Source organism: Mycobacterium sp. NGS66 (assembly GCF_059812225.1).
Map to the genome: position 1 here is coordinate 107,936 of NZ_JCALCG010000014.1, position 16,317 is coordinate 124,252.

General features: G+C 62.4%; 18 protein-coding genes. 11 read left to right on the plus strand and 7 right to left on the minus strand.

What is annotated here, in order from left to right; all coding sequences use genetic code 11:
* Positions 1-53: 53 nt before the first annotated feature.
* Genes AC5Y2L_RS22615 through AC5Y2L_RS22630 form a run of 4 tightly spaced genes read left to right on the plus strand, consistent with a single transcriptional unit; the run spans position 54 to position 4,224 of the window.
* A complete protein-coding gene (locus tag AC5Y2L_RS22615) occupies positions 54-815 on the plus strand; it encodes an enoyl-CoA hydratase/isomerase family protein (RefSeq protein WP_499932131.1) in 762 nt (253 codons plus the stop codon).
* Between the two features lie 10 nt (positions 816-825).
* Positions 826-2,457, plus strand: a complete 1,632-nt coding sequence (locus AC5Y2L_RS22620) for a class I adenylate-forming enzyme family protein (protein WP_499932129.1) — start codon at positions 826-828, stop codon at positions 2,455-2,457.
* Positions 2,454-3,095, plus strand: coding sequence for a nuclear transport factor 2 family protein (locus tag AC5Y2L_RS22625; protein WP_499932127.1), 642 nt, complete (start codon positions 2,454-2,456; stop codon positions 3,093-3,095). The genes AC5Y2L_RS22620 and AC5Y2L_RS22625 overlap by 4 nt, the downstream gene beginning before the upstream one ends.
* A 25-nt stretch (positions 3,096-3,120) precedes the next feature.
* The gene (locus AC5Y2L_RS22630) at positions 3,121-4,224 is read left to right on the plus strand and encodes an acyl-CoA dehydrogenase family protein (RefSeq protein ID WP_499932124.1); all 1,104 of its coding nucleotides are present in this window, start codon (positions 3,121-3,123) and stop codon (positions 4,222-4,224) included.
* 29 nt (positions 4,225-4,253) lie between these two features.
* Here AC5Y2L_RS22630 and AC5Y2L_RS22635 read toward each other — a convergent pair whose 3' ends face one another.
* Positions 4,254-4,382 (minus strand): SDR family oxidoreductase, encoded by a 129-nt coding sequence (locus AC5Y2L_RS22635; protein ID WP_499932122.1) that lies wholly within the window; start codon positions 4,380-4,382, stop codon positions 4,254-4,256.
* The gene (locus AC5Y2L_RS22640; protein ID WP_499932120.1) at positions 4,331-5,065 is read right to left on the minus strand and encodes an SDR family NAD(P)-dependent oxidoreductase; all 735 of its coding nucleotides are present in this window, start codon (positions 5,063-5,065) and stop codon (positions 4,331-4,333) included. The genes AC5Y2L_RS22635 and AC5Y2L_RS22640 overlap by 52 nt, the downstream gene beginning before the upstream one ends.
* A 250-nt stretch (positions 5,066-5,315) precedes the next feature.
* On the opposite strand from AC5Y2L_RS22640, the gene AC5Y2L_RS22645 reads away from it, so the two are divergent.
* The 3 genes from AC5Y2L_RS22645 (at position 5,316) to AC5Y2L_RS22655 (ending at position 8,842) form a co-directional block, all read left to right on the plus strand.
* A complete protein-coding gene (locus AC5Y2L_RS22645) occupies positions 5,316-6,083 on the plus strand; it encodes an SDR family NAD(P)-dependent oxidoreductase (RefSeq protein WP_499932118.1) in 768 nt (255 codons plus the stop codon).
* Complete coding sequence (locus AC5Y2L_RS22650) at positions 6,080-7,360, plus strand: DUF427 domain-containing protein (RefSeq protein ID WP_499932116.1); 1,281 nt, start codon at positions 6,080-6,082, stop codon at positions 7,358-7,360. Before AC5Y2L_RS22645 ends, AC5Y2L_RS22650 begins: the two co-directional genes overlap by 4 nt.
* Positions 7,361-7,531: 171 nt before the next feature.
* Entirely contained in the window at positions 7,532-8,842 is a 1,311-nt protein-coding gene (locus AC5Y2L_RS22655) for a cytochrome P450 (RefSeq protein ID WP_499932113.1), read from the plus strand.
* A gap of 200 nt (positions 8,843-9,042) precedes the next feature.
* On the opposite strand, the gene AC5Y2L_RS22660 is transcribed toward AC5Y2L_RS22655, so the two are convergent.
* Positions 9,043-9,654, minus strand: a complete 612-nt coding sequence (locus tag AC5Y2L_RS22660; RefSeq protein ID WP_499932111.1) for a TetR/AcrR family transcriptional regulator — start codon at positions 9,652-9,654, stop codon at positions 9,043-9,045.
* 482 nt (positions 9,655-10,136) lie between these two features.
* On the opposite strand from AC5Y2L_RS22660, the gene AC5Y2L_RS22665 reads away from it, so the two are divergent.
* From AC5Y2L_RS22665 to AC5Y2L_RS22680, 4 genes are all read left to right on the plus strand, one after another.
* Positions 10,137-10,901 (plus strand): SDR family NAD(P)-dependent oxidoreductase, encoded by a 765-nt coding sequence (locus tag AC5Y2L_RS22665; protein WP_499932109.1) that lies wholly within the window; start codon positions 10,137-10,139, stop codon positions 10,899-10,901.
* A gap of 119 nt (positions 10,902-11,020) precedes the next feature.
* Entirely contained in the window at positions 11,021-11,821 is an 801-nt protein-coding gene (locus AC5Y2L_RS22670) for an SDR family NAD(P)-dependent oxidoreductase (RefSeq protein WP_499932107.1), read from the plus strand.
* Positions 11,822-11,853: 32 nt separating this feature from the next.
* Positions 11,854-12,270 (plus strand): Zn-ribbon domain-containing OB-fold protein, encoded by a 417-nt coding sequence (locus AC5Y2L_RS22675; RefSeq protein WP_499932105.1) that lies wholly within the window; start codon positions 11,854-11,856, stop codon positions 12,268-12,270.
* Complete coding sequence (locus tag AC5Y2L_RS22680) at positions 12,270-13,448, plus strand: thiolase family protein (RefSeq protein WP_499932103.1); 1,179 nt, start codon at positions 12,270-12,272, stop codon at positions 13,446-13,448. The genes AC5Y2L_RS22675 and AC5Y2L_RS22680 overlap by 1 nt, the downstream gene beginning before the upstream one ends.
* A gap of 100 nt (positions 13,449-13,548) precedes the next feature.
* Here AC5Y2L_RS22680 and AC5Y2L_RS22685 read toward each other — a convergent pair whose 3' ends face one another.
* From AC5Y2L_RS22685 to AC5Y2L_RS22700, 4 genes are all read right to left on the minus strand, one after another.
* Entirely contained in the window at positions 13,549-13,836 is a 288-nt protein-coding gene (locus tag AC5Y2L_RS22685; RefSeq protein WP_499932100.1) for an Mtp family mycobacterial-type pilin, read from the minus strand.
* A gap of 188 nt (positions 13,837-14,024) precedes the next feature.
* Positions 14,025-14,327 (minus strand): hypothetical protein, encoded by a 303-nt coding sequence (locus AC5Y2L_RS22690; protein WP_499932098.1) that lies wholly within the window; start codon positions 14,325-14,327, stop codon positions 14,025-14,027.
* 29 nt (positions 14,328-14,356) lie between these two features.
* Positions 14,357-15,382 (minus strand): adenosine deaminase, encoded by a 1,026-nt coding sequence (locus tag AC5Y2L_RS22695; protein WP_499932096.1) that lies wholly within the window; start codon positions 15,380-15,382, stop codon positions 14,357-14,359.
* Between the two features lie 197 nt (positions 15,383-15,579).
* Positions 15,580-16,179, minus strand: coding sequence for a TetR/AcrR family transcriptional regulator (locus tag AC5Y2L_RS22700; RefSeq protein WP_499932094.1), 600 nt, complete (start codon positions 16,177-16,179; stop codon positions 15,580-15,582).
* Positions 16,180-16,317 lie beyond the last annotated feature (138 nt).

Here is a 16,317-nt window from a genome sequence, read left to right on the forward strand (position 1 = left end):
TTGCTGCTACAGTGTTTAGTCACTACGCGTCAACGCCAGGGGATGTCGTGGAAATGAAAAGAATCTTGTTCGATGTCAGTGAGCAGGTCGCCACGATCACGATCAACCGTCCGGAGCGACTCAACGCCACCGACGACCTGACACGCACGGAACTGGGCATCGCGTGGGCACGCGTGCGTGAAGACCCTAACATCCGAGTCGCCATCATCACCGGAGCCGGAGACCGGGCGTTCTCCGCGGGCCAGGACATCCGGGCCACTGCCGAGAACGGCATCCGCAATAAGATTCCCGGCTCCCGGCTGCACCACAACGTGTGGAAGCCGGTCATCTGCGCACTGAACGGGATGGCCGTCGGAGGCGCTCTGCATCAGGTCGCCGACTCCGACCTGATCATCGCCGCCGAACATGCCGAGCTGATCGACACCCACTTGAGCGTCGGCAACGTATTCGCGCTCGAGCCCGCTGTCCTGCTACGCAGAATGCCGCTGTCGATGGTGATGCAGCTGGCGCTGATGACGAAGAAGGGGCGCATCAGCGCGCAACGAGGCTATGAGATCGGACTCATCAACGAAGTGGTGCCCGCGGAGCGACTGCAGCAGCGGGCGCGGGAGATCGCTTTGGACATAGCGAAACTGTCGCCCGCGACTGTCCAGGCGTCCATCAAGGCGATGTGGGCAAGCCTCGACGTCGGTCTGCACGCGGCCCACGATGTCGCCTACCGCTACGTCCTGCAACACCAGCTGACCCACCCCGACTACCGGGAAGGAATGCTCGCGTTCGCCGAAAAGCGCGAACCGCGGTGGGTAGTCGAATGACAGTTGCGCCATGAATCGAACGTTCAGCTATGACCCGCTGCCGTACCCACCGGTGCTGCCGGCGATGCTGCGCGGTCTAGTTGCGGCCTATGGCGACAGCGACTTCATCGTCTCGTCGGTCGGTGACGGCACCGTCGAGCGGATCACCTATGCGCAAGCCGATTCCCGGTCCGCCGAGATGGCCCGGCGCCTGTTGGCGGCGGGAGTGACCAAGGGTGTGCGCGTCGGAGTGATCGCACCGAACGGACCCGATTTCGTCGTCGCGTTCTTGGCCGCCACCCGGATCGGTGCCGTCGCGGTGCCCATCAACACTTTCTTCCAGCCGCAGGAGTTGAGTTGGCTGCTTCGTGATGCCGACATTCACACGCTGTTGTCTGTCGACTCGCTGCTCGGCAAAGACATGCTTGCGCGGGTCAGCGAAGCCGCCGGCGGCTTTCCCGCCTCGACTGAGCGGCTAGCCATAGAGCAACTGCCACACTTGCGCAACGTCTTTGCGCTCGGCGATACCGACCGGCGCTGGCCGACGGCGTGGCCGCAGCCGGTGTCCGAGGCATTCCTGCGGGCGTGTGAATCTACCGTGCGCCCCTCCGATGACCTGGTGGTCATCTATACGTCGGGAAGTACATCGGATCCCAAGGGAGTTATCCACACGCACGCCACGGTGATTGCACACTCCCGCTTCATCGCCACCCAGCACGAGTGGAAGCCCCACGACCGCGTCTACATCCCGATGGCGCTCTTCTGGGTGGGTGGACTGGTCTTCGGCCTACTGGGACCGATGCAGACGGGTGTCACGATTCTGACCGAGCATCGATTCGAGGCCGGTGATGCGTTGCGCCTGCTCGAATCCGAACGGGCCACCTACGCAACGGGTTTCCCACATGTAGGTCCGGCCCTCGCGAATCACCCGGACTTCGCTTCCACCGACCTGTCCAGCCTGCGCGAGGGATACCACCAGGTTTTGCTGGCGCCGGAACTGCGCGCCACCGACCCGTCGTTGCGGGTAACGCAGCTGGGGATGACAGAAACCTGCAGCTCTCACACGTGGTGGCCGCCGCACGAGCCGGTGCCCGAGGCCAAGCGCGGTTCGCTCGGCGTATCCGCACCCGGCTACGAACACCGGATTGTCGATGACTCCGGCGCGGAGGTCCCCAATGGCACGGTGGGCGAGATTTGCGTCCGAGGTGTGGCCATGATGCGCGGCATGATCGGACGGCAGCGCGCGGAGCTGTTCGACGCCGACGGTTGGTATCACACCAGGGACGCCGGGTACCTGGATGATGACGGGTTCCTATATTTCACCGGCCGCACCGACGACATGATCAAGACCGCGGGAGCCAACGTCGCGCCCGTCGAGGTCGAATCGGTGATCACCGGGGTTGACGGTGTCCGGGTCGCTTATGTTGTCGGCGTTCCCGACGCGGATAGGGGCGCGGTGGTGTGTGCCGTGGTCGTCCCCAACGAAGGACGGCACACGTCGCAAGACGAGCTCCTCGCCGCATGCCGAAAAGAACTCGCCGCCTACAAGATTCCGAAGAGGTGGGTGATCCTGCCCCACGCCGAGAGGCTGCCGTACACCACCACCAACAAGATCGACAAGAACCGGCTGGTGCAGCTACTGGAATCCGGGGAATTGGCGTGACGGACTTGGAGGCACGCATCGCCCGGTTGGAGGCCATTGACGAGATCCGGCAACTGGCAGCCAAGTACGCGGTGGCGCTGGACATGCGCGACTTCGATTCCTTGGCAAACCTTTTCGTCGACGACGTCGGCGTGCCCGGCAAGGGTCGTGGCCGCGCGGCGATGCGAGAGTGGTACGACGCGCAGATCAGGCACTCGCTATTGGGGAGCGCACATGGTGTCCTCGGCCATGTCATCGACGTACATGACGCCGACAATGCCAGTGGACTCGTGTACTCACGCAACGACCTGGAGACGCAGTCGAAATGGGTCATCGAATTGCTGGCTTATCTTGACAGCTATGAACGGCGCCAAGGCCGTTGGTACTTCGCCCGCCGCACACCATTGTTCTGGTATCAGAGCGACATTACCGACCCACCCGTTGGTCCGCGCAAGATGCGCTGGCCCGATACCCCGCACCACGACGGCGCTTTCCACGACGCCTTCCCGTCCTGGGAGGCCTTTTGGACCGCGGACCCAGGACGCTTCGATGCGCCGGTGCCGGCACCCGCCGCCGCTGGCGCGTGGCTGCAAACCCTGCGCCGAGGTGCTGACGTGCCTCGCGTCGACCCCACCGGCCGTGCCGGCCCGGCGACCTGAAATGCCCGGCAATGCCATGAGTTTCATGTTCACCGAAGAGCAGAACGAACTGCGCAGTACCGTGCGCTCATTCCTGGCGAGCAAGGCCAATGAGACCGAGGTGCGTCGGCAGATGGAATCGCCGATGGGCTACGACCCGAGTGTGTGGGCTCAGATGTCGGACCAGATGGGCCTGGTGGGGTTGGCCATCCCTGAGGAATTCGGGGGGCAGGGCTTTAGCTTCGTCGAACTCGGAATTGTCCTCGAGGAAATGGGCCGGTCTCTGCTTCCTTCGCCCTATTTTGCGTCGGTTGTGCTGGCGGCCAACCTGATCATGCATTCCGCCGACGACGCCGCCAAGGCGCGTTACCTGCCGAGCATCGCGTCCGGCGGCACTGTCGCTACGGTGGCGATCACCGAAGGGTCGGGCCGCTGGGAAATCGGCGCGATCCGGACACGGGCGCGCACCACAAGCGAGGGTTGGGTTCTCGACGGAACCAAAGCGTATGTGCTCGATGGTTGCAGTGCCGACGTGGTCTTTGTGGCGGCCCACACCGATGCGGGGTTGTCGCTCTTCGCAGTCGACCGCTTTCACAGTGTTACTCGCCGGCCGTTGTCGACCCTGGACCAGACGCGCAAGCAGGCGCGCATCGACTTCGACGCAACGCCGGCGTCGCTGGTCGGTCGCGAAGGTGCGGCGTGGCCGGTGCTGATGCGGACCCTGGCGCTCGGCTGTGCCGCGCTTTCGGCCGAACATGTCGGGGGGGCACAGCGATGCCTCGAGCTGGCAGTCGACTACGCCAAGGTGCGCAGACAATTCGGCAAGCCGATCGGATCTTTCCAAGCCATCCGCCACAAGTGCGCCGATGTGTTGCTGGACGTCGAATGTGCGCGCGGTGTTGCGCATTACGCGGCACGTGCAGCAGCCCAACTCTCCGACGAGCTGCCGGCGGTCGCGTCTCTGGCCAAGGCATGCAGCTCCGACGCGTATGCGCGCGCCGCCGCGGCCAACATCCAGATTCACGGTGGTATCGGTTTCACCTGGGACCACCCCGCGCATCTGTACTACAAGCGAGCGAAATCCTCCGGCCACCTGCTGGGCGACCCCACGTTCCACCGCGGACTGCTCGCGGACGAGATCGGAATCTGAAACTCGCCGCGCCAGCCGGTTCGAGCGCCTCAGAAGTCCGTGCCGCCATCGATGTTGATGGCCGCACCAGTCATGAAGGCTGCGCGCTCGCCGAGCAGGAATGCGATCAGCTCACCCGCCTCAATAGGACGGCCCCCGCGGCCAAGGGCGACCCGCATGTTCCAGTCCGGATTGCTTGCCAGGTGTGTGTGTAGATCGCGTCCTCCAGCGGAACGTCGTATTCCGCCGCCCGCTGAGCGCGAATGAAGTCGTTCACCTCGGTGTCGAACAGTCCTGGGCATACGGTGTTCACCCTGATGCCGTCGGGGCCGTGCGTTTTGGCCAGGATCTTCGACAACGTCAGGACCGCCGCCTTCAGCGCGTTGTAGGGAGGAATCAGAATCTTTGGCGCCCGTACCGAGTACGCGGCGGTGGTCACGATCGTCCCGCCGCCGTTGCGCTGCAGGTGGGGGATGACGGCCCGGCAAGAGCGGACGGTCGCCATCAGGATTAGCTGGTAGTACCAGTCCCATGATTCGTCGCCGTGTTCGAGGAACGGTCCCTGCTGATTCATCGGACCTGCCGTGACCGCTAGACCTCGTAGCGGACCGAGGCTCGTGGCAGCGTGGTCGATTGCTCGGTCCACGCCGTCACCGTTGGCGGCGGCGTCAACGGCGATGCCGACCGCACGGACGTGGTGGGCGGCGCTCAGTTGCTGTGCGCGTTCGCGGGCGCGGTCGCCATTTCGAGCCAAAAGTGCGACGTTCGCGCCGTTTTCGGCGAGTTGCCGGGCGGCGGCGAACCCTATCCCGGTGGTGCCGCCGACGAGAACGAAGTTGCGCCCCGCCACACCCAAGTCCACGCCCAAGCCCCTTTTCGTGCGAGCGAACCGGCAAAGACTCATACTAAACAAACGAACGATATATGTAGAAATGCTCAGTGATCGCGCCCTCGAAGCTGCTCATCGCGGCATGGATAGAACACATCGGGCATATTTGTCGCGTAAGATAGCTGATTCGCGGCGGATCACCGGCGCAACTGAACAACACATGTACTAGTGTTCTCCAAAGAGCGAAGGCGGGTTGGCCTGCGAACGCGAGAAGGAGGGCGCCATGAGTGACCGGACCTTGGCCGGCAAGCGCGTCGTGGTCGTGGGCGCATCGGCCGGGATTGGGCGGGCTTTCGCCGTGCGCGCGGGTAAGGAGGGCGCGGAGCTGCTCATTGCGGCACGCCGACGGGATCGGCTGGAAGAGGTTGTCGCCGAAGCCGGCTGCGGTAGGGCCGTGACCGCAGATGTGCGAAGCATGGAGGGTTGCGCACACCTCGCTGATGTCGCGCGAGACACGCTGGGCGGCATCGACGTGCTGTTCATATCGGTGGGTTACGCCCCGTTGCGGATGTTCGCCGACACCTCCGCCGATGACTGGCTTGACGTGATGCGTACCAACGTCATCAGCGTCCACCAAGTGATCAAGTCTTGTGTCCCGGTGCTTGCGCCCGCAGCGATCGTCAGTGCACTGTCCTCCGAAACCGTGGGGCAGCCGCGGACTGCCCTCGGCGCCTATTCCTCCAGTAAGGCAGCGCTGTCCGAGAGCCTGAACGCTTGGCGCAACGAGCATCCGGGTTTCCGGTTCTGCTGCGTCACGGTGGGAGGGACCATGCCGACGGAGTTCACCGCGGCGTTTGACCCCGACCTATTGGGCGTGGTTGTCCAAGATTGGATCGCGCGCGGTCTGCTTCAGGAGCAGCTGATGACGCCCGAGGACGTTGCTGACGTGCTGGCGGGCGTTTACGCGAGTGCGCTGAACTTTCCCGTCGTCGGCCTCGAGCAACTCGTCGTCCGTCCACCTTCATCGATGCGTAGGCCAGTGACGGCATGACAGTGCAGGTCAAATCAGCATGGCCCGATCACCCCGACTACCGCATCGAAGCGACTCCGTGCCCTCACACGGGTCAGGTGTGGTTCGACGACGTCCTCGTCGCAGAAAGTGACCACTGCCTGGTAGTCACCGAGACCGACCACGATGATCGGCTGTACTTCCCCGAAGCCGATGTGCGGTGGGACCTCTTCGCGCCGTCGGACCACAGCACCGTGTGCCCCTTCAAGGGCCGAGCAAATTACTGGACGTTGACTTGCGCGGACCAAGCCATTGAAAACGTGGTGTGGGCATACCGCACCCCCTTGCCTGAAGTCGCCGCGATCGCGGGGCACGTGTCCTTCTACGACGACGTATTGCGTGTCGTCATCGTCGAACACTGGCCTGACGGCTCGAAGGTTCCTGTCAACTTCCCGCTTTGGGGCGACGCCGACGAGCTGCGCAGACTGATCGACGTCGAGCCCATAGGCAACGGCCGCTTTACTGGGCCGGCTCATGGACCCACCCGTCGCAACGTTGTCGAGGGCGGGCAACTGCTCGCGGAGGCTATCGTTGCGGCATCGAAAGTGATTCCAGAGCAAAGAGTTACGTCAGCGTCGATGATCTTCACCAAGGCGGCATCATTCGATGCGCCGGTTGACCTGACCGTGGATGTCCTTCGCCGCGGCAGAACGTTCTCGTCGGCCGAAGTCCGCGTGAATCAGCGCGGCGTGCTACGCGCGGCGGGCATTGTTCTCGCGGACTCTGGCGCCAGCGAGGTAATGCGGCACACTGAGCGGATGCCGGACGTGCCGGGACCTGATGCGGCGGTGGCCTTTACGGGCTTTGGAATGACCGGTCGCGAAATCCGAGTGGTCGACGGGGCCTACGATCCGGACCCCGACCGCGTCGGACCGCCAGTGATCGATGTGTGGACCCGGTTTCGTGAGGCGCCGCGTGAGCCCTACCTACAAGCCGCGCTGCTTGCTCAGTCGACAACTCACTGGACCATTGCGGCCGGTATGCTGCCACATCGCGGCTTTGGCGAGGCTCGCGCCCATGTCACCCTGTCGACAGGAATCATCAAAGCTACCATTGCATTTCACGACGACGTCGATATCGCGGGCTGGTTGCTGTACACCAACCACGCCTTCTGGTCGGGGCGCGGGCTGGTCCAGGGCGACGGCCGGGTCTTCAGCCGCGATGGCCGGCTGGCGTCGTCTTACACGATCCAGGCGATGGTCCGTGAATTCGAGGCCGACCCTGCAGCCATGGGTCACGACAGCCGAACGGCTATGTGATCGGCACGATTGGGGTCGTCGCCGGACGGCACCACATCCTTTGGGAGTCGAGTCCCGGGTATAGAACAAAAGAACAATGAGTGTTGTAGTGTACCCTGCCGATATGGCCCGATTTGTTCGAGGGCACGTGGGTCGGCCCCAATTCTCACCCCGGTCAGGAGGCTGGCGGCAATGACCGTGACAGACAACGTTTCCCGCAACGTTCGAGCTGCCAGTTCGATCATCAAGCCGTTGATAGTTTCGGCAGGGCTTGGAGTTGCCGCCGCGGTGCACACCCGACGACTCGGCGGGAAGGCCTATGCCGGCGCAAATATCACCGACTATGACCCCTTGGACCCCGTTACCGCAGCCGAGCCGCACGACGCATACCGCAAGCTGCATGCGAGCGGGCGGGTGCACTACAACCCACGGCGAGCGACATGGATTCTGAATCGTCACGCGGATGTCCGCGCGGCGTTGACAGACACCGACAAGATCAACAGCACGCAAGGCGTCACCCGCATGCGGTTTTCCATGCCAACGCTGGTGATGAGTGACGGGGAGCAGCATGCCCAGCTTCGCAAGAAGGTGCAGCCGGCTTTTACCAAGCGTGCGCTGGACAGCTGGACGCCGATGATCAACGATCTAGCCCGCAACCTGGTAGCCGACGTGCTGGCAAGGCCGGGTTGCGACGTGGTCGAAGGATTGGCCATCCCGATGCCGATCCGCATGATCGCCCACATTCTCGGAGTTCCTGATGGCGACGTCGACCAATTCAGGCGATGGTCGGAATCAGCGATTCGCATCCTTGACTTCGCGCCGAACCGCGAGGCTGTGAGCAGGTCCGTCCAGGCCGCGGCATCAGTGATGGCGCTACGTCGATATTTCATGGACCAGTTCGCCGCCGGCCGGTTGAAGGGTTCTGACACCGCCTTGGGACGCCTGGTCGACGGGAATTCTGACGGCGCGATGACTGAAGACGATCTCTTCTCTTTCGCGTTGTTATTGCTGATAGCGGGAAACGAAACAACGACAAACCTCCTGGGTGGGATGTTCGACACGCTGGCCCGCAACCCCGAGCAGTACGACATGATCCGGGAGAAGCCCGACCTCATCCCGATGGCGGTGGAGGAGCAGTTGCGCTTTTCGACCCCAATCCAGAATCTGTACCGCTACACCGTCGCGGACTACACGGTCGATGACGTCACGATCCCGTCGGGTGCGCGTGTCATGTTGTCGTTTGGTGCGGCCAATCGTGACCCGCTGGTGTACGAGGACCCCGATGAGTACCGCGCCGACCGGAATCCCCGTATGCACGTGGCGTTCGGTTACGGCGCGCACATGTGTCTCGGAGCGCCGCTCGCCAGGCTCGAGGCACAGGCTGTCCTGCGCGAGTTGGTCGAGAATGTTTCCAGGATCTGCCTGGATGGTGATACGACCTGGTCGACCAACAGCTCGCTGCGCGGCCCGACCCACCTACCCGTGCGTTTGACCCCCGCCTGACGTGCAACCGGCCTGCCGGAAGGTGCGGTTCGAATGAAGTTCACATGGCACCAGCACCGCCGCCGGCTCTTCGCGGGGCTGGCTGTTGCGGGTATTGGGTTGGCTCACTTCGCTTTCCCCGCCTGCTTTGAACCCCATCAACGAGATGGCCTTCCCCACGCGGCCGCGGCGGTACACATATATCTAGGTAATACCTTGCTTCAGCGCAGGCCGTTGATCGCAAATTTTGCTACATAGTCGCGGACGGTTTTCGGCTTCGTCATATCGAAGCTGAGCCCCTGATTGACCGTCGAGAAGGAATAGATGATGCGGGCCAGCCACTCGCTGGCCGCTGTGACATTGACTCCTGCGCCGACCTCGCCGCGTTTTTGCGCCTCGCGCACGTAGGGTTCGAGAAACTTCGTCGTGCGCCGGACTGCGCTGTCCCCATCGGAGACCATGTGGCGCATGAGCTCGGAGTCATCGGCCATCAGTCGGTTGCGGGTACGGTGTTCGAGCAGGATCTTCGCGTGGGTTTCGGCCATGGCGCCGAGTTTTTCGGCGAGAGTGGCCTTGTTTTCCATCGCGGCAGCGACCTCACGGTAAAAGCGTTGAGCTCCATGCTCGATAGCCGCCTCGATGAGCACATCGCGATCGACGAAGTACCGATAGATGGTGCCCCGCGAGACCTTTGCCATGCGCGCCACGTCCTGCACGCTCGTGCGTTGGATGCCCAACTGTGTAAAACATTCATTGGCGGCGTCGAGAATCTGGTCTCGCCGATCGAAATCATCGGCGACCGTTGTTACGCCAGTTGCTCGATCAGTCGACATGTCACTCCTCTATGGGCGATGGCTATAACCCCAGCTAATTATGCTACGTGACACGCGGTGTCGCATTGGCGAAGCGCGCCCCGCCGAGCACAATTGCCAAGGTTTCAGGGCCCGACCCGTCGCACGCGGCCAGGGTCCGTCGTCGAATGCAGCGCACCCTGCCGTCACTGCCATGTCAGCCGCAGACTTTGCCGCGGTAAGTATTTGTCAGGGGTCGCCGCGTGTTCTGCGGAATGAGGCAGAATACAGATCGTGGGTCCACGGAGCTTAACAATAATACATAATATGTATGTTTGTAGACACATCGAGAGTGACTTACACGTCGTTCATCGCCTGGGAGACGCTTCATGTCGCTGTTGGAGACGTTCGCCCACCTGTCCATGACTCGGCCGGCCGCAGTGTGGTTGGGCGAGTAGGCCTTTCTCATGATGGACGCTCGGCACCAGATAGCGAAAACGGGAGCGGCAGATCTGCGCGGGCGGGTGGCGCTGATCACCGGTGCGAGCGGTGGTATCGGACGGGTGCTGGCGCGCAGATACGCGGGCTGCGGCGCGGCTGTCGTCCTGGTCGCGCGCCGGAGCGAGGAATTAGCTCATACGGCGAGATTGGTGGCAGACGATGGTGGTCAATCACTACAACTGGTTGCGGATATTCGGTCGGAGGAAAAGTGCCGTGAAGTCGTCACCAAGGCGATGTCACGATTTGGCCGCCTCGACGTCCTAGTCAACAATGCCGCGACACCCGGGGTGGACCAGGCGGTCAGCAACGCCACGACGGCAAATTGGCGAGATGTGCTAGACACCGATCTGCTGGCACCGATGCTCCTGTCTCGAGAAGTGTTACAGCAAGCCATGATTGCCGCTGGTCGCGGAAACATTCAGTTTGTGTCGTCGTCAGCCGCGAATTTGGCGCTGCCCCGCAAGGCGCATTACGCAGCAGCCAAATCGGGGCTCAGCGCATTGAGCCGAACCCTCGCGCTCGAGGTCGGTGAATTGGGCATCCGAGTCAACACCATGGTAATCGGCGCTGTGGCAGGCGAACTCGTCGACAACTATGTCTCGAAACTCGCTCACGAACAGCAGCTGCCGGCCGATGTCGTTCGCCGGCGTCTGGCATCAGGTAATGCCCTGGGCCGCCTGGTCACGCCGGAGGAGGTCGCAGATGTCTCGGTGTGGCTCGCATCAGACGCCGCCTCGGCAATCACTGGGCAGGACATCTTTGTGACCGGGGGTCAGCGCGGCGGTTGACAATGGGACCGACGAACAGCCCGTGGGCACGGGCCCACTAGGCAGCCGCGCGACGATCTGCAATCATTAAATAATAGAACGTCTGATGTTCTATTGTTACATTGCAGCAAGGAGTGGTCTTGTCTCGTTTGACAGACAGGTACGCGTTGGTCACCGGAGGAGCCCAGGGATTGGGAGGAGCGATTGCCGAGGAGCTGGCTGGCCGAGGCGCCGACGTCACCATCGTCGATTTGAACGAGGAGAAGGGACTTGAGCGCGTCGAGAAAATTCGGCTGAACTCGGGGCGGGCATCTTTCATCAAGGCCAACGTGTCGCATCGCGAAGCGATTGAGGCCGCTGTGCACCAGGTGGCTGACCGCGGAGACGGCCGTGTCGACGTCTTGGTCAATGCTGCCCAGTTCTTCGCCATGCCCAAGGCGCTCGAACTGGTCGCCGAAAAGGATTGGGAGCTATCAGAGGCCACCGGCCCCAAGGCGACTTTCCGATTTATGCAGATTGCTTTTCCGTTCCTGCAGGCGTCGGGGCGGGCGTCAGTGATCAACTTTGTATCCGGGTCTGCGCTGGCCGGCATCGCGTATACGGCGCCCTACTCGGCGGCCAAGGGCGCCGTAGCTGCGTTGACAAAGGTCGCGGCCAACGAGTGGGCACGCCACCGTATTCGGGTCAACGCGGTGTGCCCCTTCGCCCTGACCGAGGTGCAGCGCAAGATGATCGGCACCGAGTGGGACAACTACACCCGAACCGCAGCCGCCTCGCCAATGAAGCGAGGAGCCGATCCTGAGACTGAGATCGCCCCCGCGGTAGCGTTTTTGGCTGGAGACGACGCGGCATTCGTGACGGGCACGGTATTGCACGTTGATGGTGGTATGACCGAGCTATCGACGGTGGACTACTCACAATCACCGGGAGTCTTTGGTTAGCAGTCGATTTGACCCGAAGACACATGACGCAAATGCCAGAAGCATACCGCCCGGCCCCGGCGCTGACCGCGCTGAATCGGCCCTTCTGGAGGTCGGGCGCGAACGGAGTGCTGCGCATGCAACGCTGCACCGGCTGTGGACGGCTGTGTCACCCGCCGGCGCTGCTGTGCCCGGATGACCATGCGACGACCGAATACGTCGAACTCAGCGGCCGGGGCGTCGTCGAATCCTGGACGTTGAATCATCATCAGTGGTTCCCCGGGTTCACACCGCCATACCTCATCGCGTTCGTCAATCCGGTCGAGGACCAACGGGTACGCCTGCTGACCAACCTCGTGAACGTCGATCCAGACGAGGTCACTCAGAACATGCCTGTGCGGGTCATCTTCGATCGATGCATCGATGGTGAAGACGAGGTGTTCATTCCGTTGTTCGAACCGGAACGCTGATGAATAACGCGCTGACCGACCGGATCATCATCAGCGGCATCGGCCAGTCGGCAATTGGTCGCCGACTGGGGCGGGATCCGCTGGAGCTCACTGCCGAAGCTTGTCTGGCCGCGGTTGCTGACGCCGGCCTTACGTTAGCCGATATCGACGGCCTGACAACCTATCCCGGCTCTTCTCAACCCGGCGTCGGGTTTTCTGGGGCTTCGCTGCGTGACATCCACGACGCGTTGGGAATCAAGCCGAATTGGGTTGCCGGGGGAGTGGAGTTCCCGGGACAGCTTGGCGCAGTGGTCGACGCAATGCTCGCTGTTGCCGGAGGCCTTGCTAGCCACGTCCTGTGTTGGCGCAGCATCTGGGAGGGCACCGCTCAGGGCGCCGGCAGGCGCAAGGGCTACGGATCTGGAGGCGGGCGTCCGGCTGGAATGATGGCCTGGCAGATGCCTTTTGGTGCCACGGCGGCTAACCTCGCGGCTCTCCAGATCCGCGCGCGGATGCTGCAATACGGATTGACCCGCGAGCAACTTGCATCAATCGCGATTGCACAGCGGGCCCACGCTGCGCGTAACCCCGCTGCGGTATATCGCGATCCCCTCGACCTGGAGACATACCTGAACGCGCGCATGGTCTCTGACCCGTTGTGCATGTTTGACTGCGATATCGCCTGCGACGGCGCGACCGCGTTCGTCATCTCGCGCGCCGAGCACACCGCTGGGCTCGGCCACCCGGCGGTGGCGGTGGAGGCCCTCGATTGTGCCCACCACGATCGTTTCCTGTGGGAGGGCGGCCAGGACGTCGCCCGAATCAGTTCCCGGTGGTTGTCGACGATGTGGCAGCGCACCGATTTCACACCGGCTGACGTCGATGTGGCGTCACTGTATGACGGGTTCAGCGTGTTTGTGCTGTGCTGGCTGGAGGACTTCGGCTTCTGCCCGGTAGGGGAATCCGGTGCCTGGGTCGCTGACCCGGCGCGCATCTCTCTGGGAGGTGAGCTACCCATCAACACCGGCGGGGGACAGCTATCGGGGGGACGACTCCACGGCTTCGGCCACCTCCACGAAGCATGCTTGCAGATCCGCGGGCAGGCCGGTTCGAGACAAGTCGACGATGCAAGCTTGGCCGCAGTCGGCGTCGGCGCGGCAAACAGCGGAACCACCGCGATGCTGCTCCGGAGGGCGTGACAGGCAGTTCACGGACCTGGCTGAGCAGCGTCCTGCTGCAGCGGATCTGGCGCTGAGCGCGTCGTTTTGGTTATTCCAAGCATTGCTGGGACGCTGACGGTCAGCGGTGACCGCCCGGAGGGCCGCCCTGCCAGTGGTCGCGCTCGCCATTGCCACGCCAGTGTCCTAGGTCGCGCGGGTCACCGTCGCGGTAAAAGTCGTCGTGGCAACGGCCCCAGTCCCAGTTGTCACCCCAGCCGGGATCCCACCATTCACCAGGGCACCAATGATAAGTCGGCGGTGGAGCGATGGGCTGAGCTTCCGCACCTGCTGCGCTCCCCAGACCCGCCAGTCCTAAACCGCTGGTCAATATTAGCGATGAAGTGGCTATGCCGACGATGTTTCTCATGGGGAATGGCTACCCGCTTCCAATTAAGAAGGATCTCAGCAGAACCTGTGAATGCGTTAGGTGTTCGTCTACCTTCACGCGGCCGAATACCGGAACTATGACGGCGATTTCGCGATGGCCGCCGTTCCTGTCGAGTGACGCGGCAGATGACCTCAATCGCGCCAAAGCATCACACTTGGCCGCTCGCATCACGAAAAACCCTGATGCTCGATCGCGCAGCGCAACATCATCGACAGGTCCCAATCGGCGATCGACCATCGGATCGCGTCCCTGTGGCAAAGCCAGTCACTGAGGATCGCGCGCAACTCGTCACCACCGTCACGGTCACCGGCAAGGACCATGAACCTGTTGTCGGCCCATCGAAGGCGTTGCCCGGTGCCGTCGAATACCTTGGCGCCCTGGGGAGTACCCACCGCAACGGCTTCGTCTTCGCTGCGGTAGAACCAGCAATCCGATCCGGCGGTAACCACGATCGGCGGAATGACAATCACAAGGAAACACTACGACTGTTCTGTGGGTGTCATGCATCATTGTTCGGCATATCCCCGACTCTGTTCAGAGCCTCGGCGATGTCGGCCGGCTCGGCGAAGGACGCCAGGAAGCTATTTCGAACCAGGTCGGTGATTTCCGACGCCGATAGTGCGAGGGCATCGGCGATCGCGCCATAGTTGTCATTGAGGTAGCCGCCAAAGTAGGGCGGATCGTCGGAGTTGACGGTGACCAGAACGCCCGCTCGTTGCAACTGAGCCAACGGGTGCTTCGCGAGATCCGGTGTTACACCTAGCTTTTGGTTCGACAGCGGGCACATTGTCAGCGGAACGCGCTCTTGAGCAAGCCGCTGCACCAAATCTGGATCAAGGGCAGCAGCAACCCCGTGGTCAACGCGGTCCGGATGACACACATCAAGGGCCTCCCGCACGTAACTGGCCGGGCCGTCCTCGCCAGCGTGAATCATCGTGCGCAGCCCCAGTCCGCGGCACATCGCGAAGTAGTTCGCGAACTTCGATGGCGGATTGTTCCTTTCGGCGCCGCTCAGCCCGAAGCCCAGAATTCGCTCGTGCCAAGGACGGGCCAACTCGACGAGTTCAACTGCGGCACTTTCGGAGCGGTGACGCTGAGCGGTGAGGACCAGCGCACCATCGATTCCCAACTCGTCTCGGGCGTGCTCAATGGCCTCCCATATCCCGTTCAACTGAACGTCGAGGGGCACCCCGGCATCAAGAAACGTCTGCGCTCCGAAAAACATCTCGGCCCGAATCACCCCGTCGTGGTGGGCGCGCTGCAAGTACGCATAGGTCAATTCGTAAAAGTCGCGGCGCTGCCGCAGCACACCGGCGCCGCGGAACAGCAGACGTAAGAAGTGCTCCAGATTCTGGAAGTTGTACTCGCGACGAAGTTCCTCCACCGAGTTCCACGGCACCGGAATAGCGTTGCGCGCGGCCAACGTCAGCAGCAGTGACGGCTCGAGGGTGCCCTCGAGGTGCACGTGTAACTCTGCTTTCGGTAGTCCGGCGACGAACGCGACGTTGTCGTCAAGCAGGCCCATGACACCCCCGATGAGTTTCCCGATTTGAGAAGCATTGCGCGCCAGACCAAGTGTCGCTCAGAGCCGGGCAAAAGGACACATCTTGCGCTGCGGTTATTAAAGTGACGGTTGGGACCAGCCGAAACGGCGGCGCTGATATTTCACATAAGAGGTTGTGCGGCAGCACTTTATGTCGCAATGCCTGATCTCGCCCGAAACTACTCGAATCCCGCAAGGGCGATGCGAAGCGCTTCTTCCAACTGGACGTGAAACGGAGTGCTGGCAACGCCATCCGGGGCAAGCCATCGGTCAAGTACGAATTTGACCGCGGCCATGCTGATATGAACCAGTAGCGCGGGACGGATGTCGGTCGACGGATCCACGCCCATGCGACAAGCGACGTGCTCGACGAATTGGCGCTCGTCCTCCTTGCGCACCAGCGATGATTTGCTCAAGAGATGGGGGGCGGTCGAAACCGCTTGGTACCAAGTGTCCACATTCGTCTGACTGGCGTCTTCGGCGTGGGTGACGAAAAGCTGAATCAGCGCTTCGACGGCCGATTCGTCCGCGGGCCGCTCACTATAGGTGGTGACGATCTCGCTGATTGCCTCATGTACGGGATTCAGCAGCAGACCTTCTTTTGTGGGAGCGTGCCGAAAGTACGTACTGATCGAGATTCCGGTGGCCGCGGCGATGTCCTCGGTGGTAACGGCAGCAAATCCGCGTTCGGCAAAAAGTTTGTGCGCGGTGTGCTCGATCTCGGAAAGCAACTCGGCGCGCCGTCGGTCCCGCAACGAACCGCTATTTGCTGACGACATGTCCTCGCCCTCATCAATCCCGCATTACGACGAAGTCGTGCCGTGCGGCGACGCTCGCAGGAGAGTCACACTACACTATTGAAAGTGCCTATCAAGTAGGCTAGCGTGTTACCGCGACCGGATGAGCTGCGGAATTGC